This is a genomic window from Mycobacterium sp. ITM-2016-00316, assembly GCF_002968335.2.
GTDB lineage: Bacteria > Actinomycetota > Actinomycetes > Mycobacteriales > Mycobacteriaceae > Mycobacterium.
In genome coordinates, this window is sequence record NZ_CP134398.1 from 1,492,333 (window position 1) to 1,504,780 (window position 12,448).

A 12,448-nucleotide genomic window follows, 5' to 3' on the forward strand; every position below is an offset into this window, starting at 1 on the left:
TTGATCTATCCAGCGGGCAGGCGTCGCAGCCGTGAGCCCGCATGTGACGGCGAGTGGTGCGTGCCTGGGTGCAGTGGCAAGCTGGCGTTCGGCTGGGTCACATGCGTCGAGCACACGTCAAAAGGGCGAAACTCCTTCGGTAGCGGGCACCCGGGATCGTCACTGCGTCAACTGGCACCGGATGGGCAGGTGTTTGAGCCCGCCGACGAAGGTGGTGGCGACGTGTTCGGGGGTGCCGGCCAGCTCGATGTCGGTCAGGCGTGGCAGCAGGGCGGCGAAGAAGCTGCTGATTTCCATGCGTGCCAGCGCGGCACCGAGGCAGAAGTGCACGCCGTGTCCGAATGCGAGATGACGGTTGGGGTTTCGGGTGATGTCGAAGCGGAAGGGGTCGCTGAAGGCGTCGTTGTCTCGGTTGGCCGATACGTAGGACAGCAGCAGGGACTCGCCTTGTGCGATGGGTACGCCGCGCACTGTGGTGTCGCGTGCGGCGGTGCGCATGAATGCCTTGACCGGGGTTACCCAGCGGACCATCTCTTCGGTGGCCAATGGTTGCAGGCCGGGGTCGGCGCGCAGCGCCCGGCGCTGGTCGGGGTTATCGATGAGGGCATGCAGGCCACCGGAGATGGTGGCGCTGGTGGTGTCGTGTCCTGCGGTAGCCACGATGACGTAGTAGGAGATGGTGTCGATGTCGGGCAGAGGTTCGCCGTCGATGCGGGCGTTGGCGATCGTCGAGCCGAGATCGTCGGTGGGATGTTGTCGGCGGCTGGCGGTGAGTTCGGTGAAGTAGCCGAACATCTCCATCAGCGCGGGGCCCTGTTCCTCTAGGGAAGGCCGTTGGTATTCGTCGTCGTCACTGCCGAAGAGTTCTTGGGTGAGTTTGAGCATGAACGCGAAGTCGGACTCGGGGATCCCTAACAGCGTCATGATGACGCAGAGAGGGAACTTGACGGCGATGTGTTGGACGAAGTCGCATTCACCACCCGTCTCGGCCATGTCGTTGACGTAGCGAGCGGCGAGCTCATCGATGCGGGTCTGGAGGGCACGCATCGCTTTGGGGCGAAACCAATCTGCAGCGATCGCGCGGACCTTGCGGTGCTGTTGACCGTCGAGGTGGATCAGGGTGCTGACGCCACTGCCGGCTTGTAGGTCGTCGGCTTCGGTGGTGATGAGGATGGGCCGCGGTGCATTGGTGAACGTCGTGTTGTCGCGTTCGATATCGCTGATGTCTGCGTGTTTGGTAATCGCCCAGAACGGCCGGTAGCCGGGCTGATCGACCCAGGAGACGGGGGCTTCTGCCCGAAGGTGGGCCAGCGTGGTGTGTAGTGCGGTTTCGTCGGTGTAGGAGCTGGGTTGGGCGAGGATCCGAGCGAGGTGATTGGCGGTGGGGGCTGTCATTGTTGCTCCTTGCGGGGGAAGAGTCGCGCGTGGCCCAGGCTCGGCAGTTGGTTGGGTGTTCGTTCAGCCGGCGGCGACGGTAACTGGGGTGAGGTCGGGTTTCCGGGGAGGCAGAGGGTGCCTGACCCGTGGAAGCGTTCGGTGTGGTGCTTCGCGGCGGGGCGGGTGCTGCATGCAGCCCATGCTGCGGTCTTGAACGCCGTGGCGGCAGGGGTGAGGCGATGCTGCATCGGCAGGAGGTGTTGCTGCAGTTCGGTTGGGGGGTCTCCCCATAGGGTGACTTCGGTGCATCCGCGGTGCAGCCGGGTCAGCGTGTCGTGATAGATGTCGTCGTGTTGGGCCATCGCGGCGCTGGAGAGTGCTAGCGCGGTGTGCCGTTTTGACGGTGCCACAGGATTGGTCCAGTGGTAGCGGAAGCTGCGGGCACCGAGGATGCGCAGAGCACGGTGGTCGAGGTCGTCATCGAGGACGAAAACCCGGACGGTCCAGCCTCCGTGGGCACGGTCGAAGATGAGTCCGCCTGCGGCGTCCACGGCTTCGGCTACGTTGGCGGCGACGACGTCGAGGGTGTATCCGCAGGGTTTCAATGCGGAGAGCTTGGCCATGTTCATCCGGGTGCGGCGAGGAGGATGTGTCTTCATGGGTTTGAACTCCGTTCTGGGGCAACCGTTTCGGAATACCACTGGCGGGGGCTGGTGGTCATGGTCTGGCTCGGATGGGGACGTTGGCCCAGCCGGCGACGCTGGTCATCCGTACGCGGGTGAGTCGGTCGTCGTCGACGTCGTAGTCTTCGAGCAGGTCGAGCAGATATTCCAGCGCGATGGCGCTTTCGGCGCGGGCCAGCGCGGCGCCTAGGCAGCTGTGCACGCCGTAACCGAAGCCGAGGTTCTGGGCTTGGCTGCGGTCTCGGTTGATATCGAAGTCGTCGGCGTTGGTGAAGGCGCGTTCGTCGCGGTTGGCTGATGCTTCGATGAGCAGGACCGGTTTGGCCGCCGGGATGTCGGTGTCGTGCAGTCGCACGGGGTGGTGGGTGTAGCGCACGGCGTATTGCGCGGGCGCTTCGAAGCGCAGCACCTCTTCGATGGCGGCTGGGATCATGGCGCGGTCGGCTTTGAGCTGGTGCCATTGCTGGGGATGGCGTGCCAGTTGGACCATCGCGTTGCCGATGAGTTTGGTCACCGTCTCAGCGCCCGCGCCGCCGAGCAGGGTGCAGAAGGCGGCGATCTCGATGTCGTCGAGGCTGGTGCGGGTGCCGTCGTCGCGGTCGACTTCCACAGTGGTCAGGGCGGTGATCATATCGTCGCGGGGTTCTGCGCGGCGCTGCTGGATAAGGCGGTAGTAGAGCATGCCGGTGTTGCGCATCGCTTCGACGCCGGCGCGGGACATGCCCAGCTTGCCGGCGCGCCGTTCCAGGGTGGTGTCCAGCCACAGCCGGATCTGTTGGCGGTCGGTTTCGGGAACCCCGAGCATGGTGGTGATCACTTCGACGGGGAACAGTCCGGCGAAGTCGCTGATGACGTCGAATCCTGCGATCGGATCTACCCGGCTCAGGTAGTGGTGCACGGTCTTTCGGATGAGCGGATCCAGTTTGTGGATCGCTCGTGGGGTGAAGACTTTGTTGACCAGGCTGCGCATCCGGCGGTGTTCGGGCGGGTCCATGGTGATGATCGACGCGCCACCGGGGTCATCTCCGAGCAGGATCTGATCGAGGGTGACGCCCTTGGCCGAGGAGTAGGTCTCGGTGTCTTTCAGCGCGTCGGCGACGTCGGCGTGACGGGTCAGGGCGTAGAAGTCGTATTGCGGGTTGTGGTAAACGGGTGCTTCGTCGCGCATCCGGCGGTAGGTGTTGTAGGGGTTGGTGAAGTACTCCTCGGAGAAGGGGTCGAAGACCACCGCGGGCGCACTGGTCATCTGATCTCTTCCTGGTGTGTCATCGTGGGGTTCAGGCTTTCTGCGCCGGTGATGCGTAGGCGGGTTTTCCGAGGCCCAGGAAGTATTGGGCGATCATGTTGCGGAAGACTTCGACGGTGCCGCCGTAGATGGCGACCAGCGGAGCGAACCGGAACAGGTATTCGGCGGCACCGTCGTCAGCGGCGCCGTCGGCCCCGATGGGCAGTGCCGCCGCCGAGCCAAGGGTGTCCATCACGTCGGCGGAGACTTCGCGCAGTGCTTGAGCGATGGCCACGCGCCCGAGAATGTTAGGGGTGGACAGTGCGGCCTCGACGCGCGCGTAGTCACGGCCCAACCGGTACCCCACGGACTGGTCGTCAGCCAGACAACGGCCCTTCGAGTCTGCCTGGTAGGCAAGGGCGATGGCGTCATCGACGGCCTCGGCGAGCATGTCGGCTTGCTGCTGCATCACGGCGATGTCCTGTAGGCCGTCGGGATTGGCGTCCACGGCGCCGTGCTCGGCATTGAGGGGGTCGCGCAGTACTGTCCAGCCGCCGTCGACCTCACCCATGCGGTACTTGTCGGGGACGCGGACGTTGTTGTAGTAGGTGAGGTTGGTGCGGTCCCCGTCGACGCAGCGCACACCGTGGATGTCGATGCCGGCCAGGTTCAGTGGCACCAGGAACATCGTGAGGCTGTCACGTTTGGGTGCGTCGGGGTTGGTGTTGGTGATCAGGAAGACGTATTGGGACACGTGAGCGCCGGTGGTGAACATTTTGGCGCCGTTGATGATCCAGTCGTCGCCGTCGCGCACAGCGCGGGTCTTGCAGGTCATGATGTCCGAACCGCCTTCGGGTTCGGTGTAGCCCAGACATAGCCGGATCTCGCCAGTGCAGACCCCAGGCAGTACTTCCTGCTGCAGTTCGGGGCGGGCGAACTTGCGGACGGCGCGAGCCACCATGGCGGTGGTGCCCCAGGCGATGTAGGGGGCTCGGGAGCGCCGCTTCTCCAGATCGAAGATGCGGCGGTGTAACCGGCTGAAGCCGCCCTCGGCGTGCGGTGTGAGCTGAGCGGCCAGCCATCCTTGCTCGCCGAGTGCCAGATGGACTGTCTCGTCGAAGCTTTCCCCGGTCTCGTGTACGCGACGTTTCACCTCGTCGGTGACGTGGGCGTCGAGAAAGTCGCGGGCGTGGGTGGCAAAGGTGGCGTCGTCGTCAGCCAGGGCGATGCGGGAGAAATCCATGGTGTACTCCTAGACCGCGGCGGGCTCGGCGACTGCGGTGCCGCGCGTGCTCTGGCGGGTGTGTTCACGTGCATTGACCAGATCGGTGATGCGCTGGGCAGTGTGGGCGGGGTCGCCACCGGCGAGCGCCCACCCGCGGGCGCGCACCAGGTACGCGCTGGCGGCGGCTTCGGTGGACACCCCTAGTCCGCCTTGAACGTGGACGGCCGTCGCAGCGGCCTTGGGTGCCTCACCGGCGATGTAGACGAAGGCGCAGCTGGGTAACTCGGGTCGTTCGCCGGGTTCGTTGTCGATGAACCAGGCCGCGCGCCGGACCAGATTGCGTGCGCCGGCCACGACAATGGCGATGTCGGCCAGCGGATGTGAAATCGCCTGCAGCGAGGCGATCGGCACGCCGAGGGTGTAGCGGGTCTTGGCGAAATCGGCGGCGATCGTCATGGTGGCATCGGTCAGACCGGTCAGTGCGGCCGCGGTGAGCAGTCGCCATTCGTCCAGTGCGCGTTGATAAGCCGCGACCGCATCGGGTCCGTGGGCCAGAACGTGTCGGTCGGTGGCCGCGGCGGGGTCTACCCAGGCCATCGGGAGACAGCCGATGTTGTGGACGCGGGCGGGCTTGTTCTGGAACCAGATGCGCAGCACCTGGTCACCGTCGCGCACGAGGACCTGGTCGGCGATGGATCCCGCCGGCAGCAGGCGCGGGCCGGTGGCGCTGTCTTGGTGGGGATCAAGCGCGCAGATCTGTTCGCCACTGAGGATTTCGGTGTTCATGGCTCCCAGACGCGCGCAGAGTCGGGCGGTCACGACGTGGTCGATCCACGGCACCGGCGCCAGGGTGCGTCCAGCTTCCTCGGCGAGCAGGGTGAGATCGACCAGCGTGGCGCCGTCACCTCCGGTGCTCTCGGGCAACGCCATGGTGGTTGCGCCGGTGGCGCACAGACGTTCCCAGAGCCTCTTGTCGAATCCGGTTGCCTCGGCGGCACGGACCGTCTCGATCGGGCAGGCGGTGGTGAAGAATTCGCGGTACGCGTTCTGCAGGTCAGTGTGGTCCTGGGTGAGGCTGTAGTCCAGCCGGCGCAGTTCGTGGCGGTCCATGGTCAGCCCACCTCGGCTGCGACGGCAGTCGCGCTGGGTGCTGGGACTGGGCGGGTGCCGAAGAAGAACTCTTCGGCGTTGTCGTGCAGGTACTTCTGCAAGACCTCCGGTGGCAGGTCCAGTGCTAGGGCCTCGGGGACGACGCGTTGTTGCCGCAGCACCGGGTAGTCCGAGGCGAAGATGACCTTGTCCGTCCCGCGGGTGCGCATGTAGTGCAGCAAGGAGTCCGGGAGCCGCTTGGGTGACCACGCCGAGGTCATGAGGCGCAGGTTCTTATATTTGATGAGCATCCGGATCGCGACATCCCACCACGGGTCCGCGCCGTGAATCATGCACAACCGCAGCTCGGGGAACCGCACGCACACCCGGTCGAGGTGAATCGGGTTCTGCACCTCTCCGGGGATCGGCGGGCCGGGGATACCGGTGTTCACGCACAGCGGCAGATCGATTTCGGCGCACTTGGCGTACAGCGGGTAGTAGACGGCATCACTTGGCGGATACTGGCCGTCACCCCAGAAACTCGGCCCGACAACCGCGTAGGCAACGGGCAGATCGGCGGCGATCGCGGTCAGCTCGCGCAATGAGGCCACTGGCCGCAGCAGGTTGATCCCGCCCAGCGCCAGCGCGAAGCGGTCGGGTCGCTCGTCGACGAACCTGCGGGCGGTCGCCGAGGGTTTGGCGATGTTGTCCATCAGGATCGCCTTGGTGACACCGTGAGCATCCATCTCCTCGAGCAGTGCCGGCAGTTCGATCTGCTGGTAGAGCGAGGCGGGACCCTTGAAGTAGTCATCGCGGACCTTGAGCATGAACTGCGGCTGCTGCGCGGTTTCACCGAAGTGCACGTTGACAAGGCAGTCGATCACGTTGGGACTCATACCATCTCCGATTCATGAGCCGCGGCGTGCGCCGCGGCGGCGTCGGTGGCGACCTGTTTGGCCCACCGGTAGTCGGCCTTGCCGGTGCCCAGGCGACGCACGGCGTCGACGAACACCACCGCTTTGGGAGTTTTGAAACCGGCCAGCTGGGTCCGGCAGTACTGGCGCAACGCATCGGCATCGGCGCTGTGCCCGGCTGTGGTGCTGACCACGGCGGTCACTTCCTGTCCCCAGCGCGGATGTGGGCGACCCACCACCAGCGCGTCGGCCACCGCGGGGTGGGCGCGCAGGACTTCTTCGACCTCTTCGACGAAGACCTTCTCCCCACCTGTGTTGACGACCAGCGAATCGCGGCCCAACAGATAGATCGTTCCGTCGGCTTCGATCTTGGCCCGATCACCGGGAATCGACACCCGGCGGTCGTCGATCACGGGAAATGTCGTTTCGGTGGCGGCGGGGTCGGCGAAGTAGCCCAGCGGGATGCGTCCGGTCTTTGCGGCCCAGCCGATTTCGGTGTCACCTGGGGTGAGTATCCGGCTGCGGTCATCGGAGAGCACGACACCGCCGCTCCACGCCGAGAAGGTGTGAGGCTGCTGACCGTGGTGGCTCTGCCCGTAACCCAGGCCGCCGGTTTCCGAGGATCCGTAGCCGTCGATGATCGAAAGTTGGGGCAGCCGCGACATCAGGGCCTGCTTGTGTTGGGGGTGGGTGGCGGCTCCGCCGGTGGCGAGCGCAAACAGCATCGACAGGTCGTAATCGGTGCGTTGCAGTTCGGCCGCCAGTGGAGCGGCGTACGCGTCGCCGACGATGCTCATCATCGACACCTTGTGCAGTTCGGCGGTTTTCCACACCACCTGGGGATCGAACGGTTGGCGGTCGTCGTGCAGTACCACGGTGTGTCCGGCGAGGATCGCGGCAAATGCGCTCCACAGCCCGAGTGCATGCATCAGTGGGGAGACTGGAAACCACGTCTGCCCGCCGGCGTGGGCGATGTCGGTGATCGCCGCCGCGCTGGCGTGATCGGCGCCGCCCATGGACGAGACGTACATGTCGCCGTGGCGCCACAGCACGCCCTTAGGACGGCCGGTGGTGCCCCCCGTACAGATCATCACCAGATCGTCCGGGGAGGAGGGAGTGGGGCGGTGGGGATCACCGCGGTCAATGGCGGTGTCGTAGTCGATCGCCCCGGACAACATCGGAGCGTCGCTGCCGTCCTGGACACAGATCAGCAGCGAGGTGACAGATGGGTCGATCGCTTGTGCGACAACGGGTCCGAAGCTGCGGTGATAGACGATGGCGCGGGGCGCCACGTAGGCGAGCAGGTCGGCGACTTCAGCGGCGGCGTAGTTGTAGTTGACGTTGACCGGCACGGCGCGCGCCTTGGTGACGGCGAGGAACGCCTCCGGGTAGCGGTCATTGCGCATGAGTAGGGCCACCCGGTCCTGGCTGCACTCCCATCGCGCGACGTCCGCAGCCGATGTGCGCCCGCCGAGTCCCCGGTCGATCAGATAGTTCGCCATCCGCCGGGTGTCGCGGGCGGCAGCGCCGAACGTCGTCACCCGCGACCCGCAGCGGGTCATCACCCGATCGGGGACGGCGGCCGCCACGGTATCGAGGATCTCAGCGAAGGACCATTCGGCCATGCGCGCCTTTCCGGTTGGCCTGATGTGGGGACGCGAGCGGTGTGGCGGACCCCTCACCGGGCCCGCCACCTCCCCTCGTACCGCCGATACATGGTGGACAGGGTTGGTCAGGCAGTGACGGGTACGGACGCGCCGAGTAGCGTGAGCGCGTTGTCGCGCATCACCTTTCGGGTGTCTTCATCGCTGAACTCGGGGAACTGCGGGATGTCGGCGGTGAAGCTCATCGGGTCGGCCAAGCCCTCACCGTGCGGCCAGTCCGAACCGAACAGGATCTTGTCCACCCCGATGGTGTCGGCCAGCAGTTTCACGTCGTCCTCGTAGTACGGCGTCACCCACAGGTTGTTCTTGAGTTGCTCGACCGGGTCCTCTGTGAAGTGGTACGGGGCGGTGTTGGCGGCCTTGCGCAGCCGCTTGATCAGCCGGTAGACGAAGTAGGAGCCGTTCTCGATACTGGCCACTTTGAGGGTGGGGTGGCGGGTGAAGACCTGGTGCACGATCATCGAGGCCATCGTGTCGTGGATGGCGCGGTCATCAGCCAGGAACATGTCCAGCGGATCACGCCTGCCGAACCCCTCGAAGGTTCCGGTGCCGCCCCATAGCGCCGAGATCGCCAAGTAGCCGCTGTCGGACAAGTGGAAGACGACCGGGACGCCGGCTTCGGCCAATCGCGCCCATACCGGGTCGTGCAGCGGATCTCCCAGTGATCGGGGCTTGACGACCCCCGGCACCGGCGCTGGGCGCACCAGAACCAGCTTGGCGCCGCGGTTGAGTACGAATTCGACCTCTTCGACGGCCTCGTCCGGGTCGGCCAGAGAGATGATCGGGCCGGCCAATATCCGGTTATCAGGGCGGTGGTAACCCCAATCCTCGTCCAGCCACAGGTTGAAGGCGTGGACCGACGCCATGGTCGCGTCGACGTCGTCTTTGAGGGCTTCCTCCACCCCACAGGCGAAAGTCGGCAGCATGAAGACGGTTTCGAGGTTCTGCTTGTCCAGGATCTTCACCCGGGCATCGCGGTTCTGATACTCCGGGTGGTCGGCCATCCGGTCGACCTTCATCAACGACGCCGGATCTACGCCTTCGGGGATCTCTCCGCGGAACAGTAGGTCCAGGCACCCAGGCTCGATGATCGGATCGAAGGTCGGGTTGGGGATGAAGTGGTTGGCTCGCCCGCCCATCAACGCGATGGTGCGCTTGCCGTCCTTCACCATCTGCACTCCGCGGCGCTTGAACTCTTTGGGTAGGTGGCGGGTGAACGAATCGACCGGCTCGTAGTAATGCTCGTCGACGTCGATCGCGCGGTAGCCGAGCGTGCTCATCGGATGGTCCTTCCACGAAGCGCCGGCAGACGACCAAGCCGGCATCGTTCTTCTGGTTATCAAGAATATGATTCTTGAGAATAAGATTCTTGCTCGGAGAATGCAAGAGACGAGTGGTTGCGGAGGATGTCAGGATCGCCCGGCCCGACGGGCGGCAACCCGCAGCGCGTGTAACCGGGGCCGCATGGGGACAGACAAGGCTTCGGCAGAATAGAATTCTGTTCATGCAGAACGCAGTGGATCCGGCCGAGGGTGTGGCCGCTCGCATCGCCGCCCAGACCGCCGCGCGACGGACCAACTACCACAACGAGGTTCGAGCCCTGCTCGATGCCGCGCTGAAGATCATGGCCACCAACGGCACCGGCGCCCGTGTGCGGGTCTCGGACATCGTTGCCGCCGCCGGACTGTCCAACGATGCGTTCTACCGGCACTTCCCATCCAAGGACGCCTTGGTCGCGGCCCTGGTCGAGGACGGCTCCGAACGCACCGCGGCCGGTATCGGGCGACGGATGGCCAAGGAACGCACACCCGAAGGGCGGGTGAAGCGGTGGCTGGACGGCGTGCTCGCTCAAGCCGAGGACGCCAACGCCGAAGCGACGTTGGCGGTGTTGTGGAATAGCGTCAATCTCAACTCAGCCATCCCGATCGGCAGCCAAGTCTCCAAACGCCCGTTGGCCAAACTGCTGCGCGAGCCCTTCGAAGCGCTGGGAAGCCAAAACCCCGAACTAGATGCCGAACTGGTTACCCAAGCCGTGGTCGGTCGCGTGAGCAGCCATCTATGGGCCAAGACCAAACCCGACCGCAAAGAGGTCGAACATCTGCTGCGGTTCGCGCTGTCCGTGCCGCACGCACGCTGACGTGAAGGCTCATAGGCGCTGGTCGACGCCTATCGGCTGCGCCGTGTGCCCCAAGGGGCGGATCATTCCTTCGATCGTGAACGACGCAAGCAGCTCACCATCTGCGGTGTGCACGGTGCCCCGCACGTAGGCCATCCCGGCGCCGGCGTGGGTGCTTTCCCAGGAGTACAGCAGCCAGTCTTCGAAGGTGACCGGCTCGTGGAAAGAGATGCTCGCGGAGAGCACCCCGGTGGACAGACTGTGGTGGGATTGGCTGGTGCCGAACCCTGGGTGTGGCCGCAGCGCCACCGCAATCGCCAGATGGCCGGCCGGGTAGGCCAGCAGGGCCTTTACCAGGTCCGCTCGCATCGGTATTTGGTCGTAGTGCAGCCAGGCGTGCAGCACGGGTGGACCGACCTGCTCAGCGCTGTTGACGTCGGACATCTCGACGACATGTGATCGCATGCCCCGCAGCGCCTCCGGAGAAGGGTGCGCGTCGTCGGGATGTCCGACCTCGGCGCGCGGTAGCTGGTGGCGCACAACGTCGATGGTGGGTGTATCGACTAACACTGTCACCGTTGCGCATTGCCGCTCGTCCTGCCAGATGGCAACGACAGCGGCCGCCGTCGAACGGCCTTCGTGGGTTGCGTGCACCCGGAATTCGACCGGACGGCCGGTGTTCACGATGCGGCTGAAGACGGCGTGTGCGGAGCGCACCGACATGTTGGGAAACCGCTTGGCCGCAGCTACCAGCGCCTGCCCGAGCAGTGGGGTGCCTTCGACGACCTGGCGAGCGCCTGCGGACGGCCATCCGGTGGCGCAGATGAAGGTGTCCCCGGCTCCTGGCGTCACGTCGAGCAGATCCAGAACCTTCTCAAGCGTGTGCTCCGGTGGGGTGTGCGTCATGAGATCACCGCACTTCTGATCACTTTCACCTGCGCGCCCGGCTCATGGGGGAAGTGACCTGGTGCAGGGCGGCGATGAGGTCGGCGACATCGGCGTCCTCGGGGGTGTAACTGGAGAAGTAGCAGCACACGTCGGTGGCGTGGTCGCCAAAGCGCCTCCGGATCTTTTCCGCGCATTCCTCGGGCGTTCCGACGATGCCGAAGGCGTTCACCATGTCGTCGCTGATCAGGGCGCGCATCTCGGCGAACTTGCCTTGCTTGGCCAGTGCGTTGAGGGCCGGCTGTAGGTCGGCGAAACCTTCCTGCTCTAGCACGGGTCGGTAGGCCGGCGTGGATCCGTAGAAGCCGATCTGGAACGCCACCCCGTTGATGGCCTTGGTGAGAGCCTCTTCGGTGCGGCCCATTGCGACCATGGCCTGGGCCATGATCTGACAATCGGCCGGTGTGCGCCCGGCGCGCGTCAAGCCATCGGTGTACGAGGGCAGGGATTTCTCGGTGAAGAACCGGTCGCTGGTCAGCGGATGTATCAGCAGACCGTCGGCGACTTCGGCGGCGGTGCGGGTCATCAGCGGGCCCAGCGCAGCCATCAGTACAGGAGGCGCACCGAATGGATTGGGCCCGGGGTCGAACGCCATCGTCATCAGCGTGTGGGTGTAGAACTCGCCGCGAAAGTCTAACGGGGCCTTACCTTCCCACGCTGCGAAGATCGCTTTGACCGCCCGCACGGTTTCGCCCATCCGAGCGGCCGGCTTACCCCACTGCCCCCCGTACCGCTTGAGGATGTGCGTCCGGGTTTGCGAGCCCAACCCGAGCCGGAACCGGCCACCGCTGTAGACCTGCAGGTCATTGGCGGCGTGCGCCAGATGTAGCGGACTGCGTGGGCCGGCGACGGCGATGTTGGTCATCAACTCCAGGTCCGTCTGGCCCGCAGCGGCGACGAGCGGAAGGAACACGTCGTTGGAACCCTCGAAGCTGAACAGCCCGTCGGCCCCAACATCGGCGACCGCCTGCGCCCGTCGGGCCGCCTTGTCCGGCTTGCCCTCACCCTGCAAATGGACCTTCACACCAATTACCTCATCCTTCGTCGTCGGGAGGAGTAAGCGCAACCGTGGCGGCGGTGCTCGGTGAGCACCGACCTCGGCTGTGTCGCGTTCTTCTTACATGGCAGAATATGATTCTGCCCTTGAAGAATGCAATACGGTTTCCGGGTATCGAGGAACTGACCCTGCGTCGTGTGCGGTACGCGGCTC

The 12,448-nt window shown here is 65.2% G+C and carries 11 protein-coding genes; 1 reads left to right on the plus strand and 10 read right to left on the minus strand.

Features of this window, described 5'->3' with window-relative positions:
• Positions 1-159 precede the first annotated feature (159 nt).
• From C6A86_RS07175 to C6A86_RS07210, 8 genes are all read right to left on the minus strand, one after another.
• Positions 160-1,395 carry a cytochrome P450 gene (locus C6A86_RS07175; protein ID WP_105365762.1) on the minus strand — a complete coding sequence of 412 codons (1,236 nt, stop codon included), beginning with the start codon at positions 1,393-1,395 and terminating at the stop codon, positions 160-162.
• Positions 1,392-2,000 (minus strand): hypothetical protein, encoded by a 609-nt coding sequence (locus C6A86_RS07180; protein ID WP_142407079.1) that lies wholly within the window; start codon positions 1,998-2,000, stop codon positions 1,392-1,394. Before C6A86_RS07180 ends, C6A86_RS07175 begins: the two co-directional genes overlap by 4 nt.
• A gap of 94 nt (positions 2,001-2,094) precedes the next feature.
• A complete protein-coding gene (locus C6A86_RS07185) occupies positions 2,095-3,306 on the minus strand; it encodes a cytochrome P450 (RefSeq protein WP_311101064.1) in 1,212 nt (403 codons plus the stop codon).
• Positions 3,307-3,337: 31 nt separating this feature from the next.
• The gene (locus tag C6A86_RS07190; protein WP_105365730.1) at positions 3,338-4,528 is read right to left on the minus strand and encodes an acyl-CoA dehydrogenase family protein; all 1,191 of its coding nucleotides are present in this window, start codon (positions 4,526-4,528) and stop codon (positions 3,338-3,340) included.
• Positions 4,529-4,537: 9 nt separating this feature from the next.
• Positions 4,538-5,620 (minus strand): acyl-CoA dehydrogenase family protein, encoded by a 1,083-nt coding sequence (locus C6A86_RS07195; protein WP_105365729.1) that lies wholly within the window; start codon positions 5,618-5,620, stop codon positions 4,538-4,540.
• A 2-nt stretch (positions 5,621-5,622) separates the two neighbouring features.
• Entirely contained in the window at positions 5,623-6,495 is an 873-nt protein-coding gene (locus C6A86_RS07200; protein ID WP_105365728.1) for an amidohydrolase family protein, read from the minus strand.
• Positions 6,492-8,138, minus strand: coding sequence for an AMP-binding protein (locus C6A86_RS07205; RefSeq protein ID WP_105365727.1), 1,647 nt, complete (start codon positions 8,136-8,138; stop codon positions 6,492-6,494). The genes C6A86_RS07200 and C6A86_RS07205 overlap by 4 nt, the downstream gene beginning before the upstream one ends.
• 107 nt (positions 8,139-8,245) lie before the next feature.
• Complete coding sequence (locus C6A86_RS07210) at positions 8,246-9,457, minus strand: amidohydrolase family protein (protein WP_105365726.1); 1,212 nt, start codon at positions 9,455-9,457, stop codon at positions 8,246-8,248.
• Positions 9,458-9,681: 224 nt separating this feature from the next.
• Here C6A86_RS07210 and C6A86_RS07215 point away from each other — a divergent pair, with 224 nt between their 5' ends.
• The gene (locus C6A86_RS07215) at positions 9,682-10,314 is read left to right on the plus strand and encodes a TetR/AcrR family transcriptional regulator (RefSeq protein WP_105365725.1); all 633 of its coding nucleotides are present in this window, start codon (positions 9,682-9,684) and stop codon (positions 10,312-10,314) included.
• A gap of 9 nt (positions 10,315-10,323) precedes the next feature.
• Here C6A86_RS07215 and C6A86_RS07220 read toward each other — a convergent pair whose 3' ends face one another.
• A complete protein-coding gene (locus tag C6A86_RS07220; protein ID WP_105365724.1) occupies positions 10,324-11,199 on the minus strand; it encodes an acyl-CoA thioesterase II in 876 nt (291 codons plus the stop codon).
• A gap of 25 nt (positions 11,200-11,224) precedes the next feature.
• Positions 11,225-12,262 (minus strand): TIGR03617 family F420-dependent LLM class oxidoreductase, encoded by a 1,038-nt coding sequence (locus tag C6A86_RS07225; protein ID WP_105365723.1) that lies wholly within the window; start codon positions 12,260-12,262, stop codon positions 11,225-11,227.
• Positions 12,263-12,448: the final 186 nt, after the last annotated feature.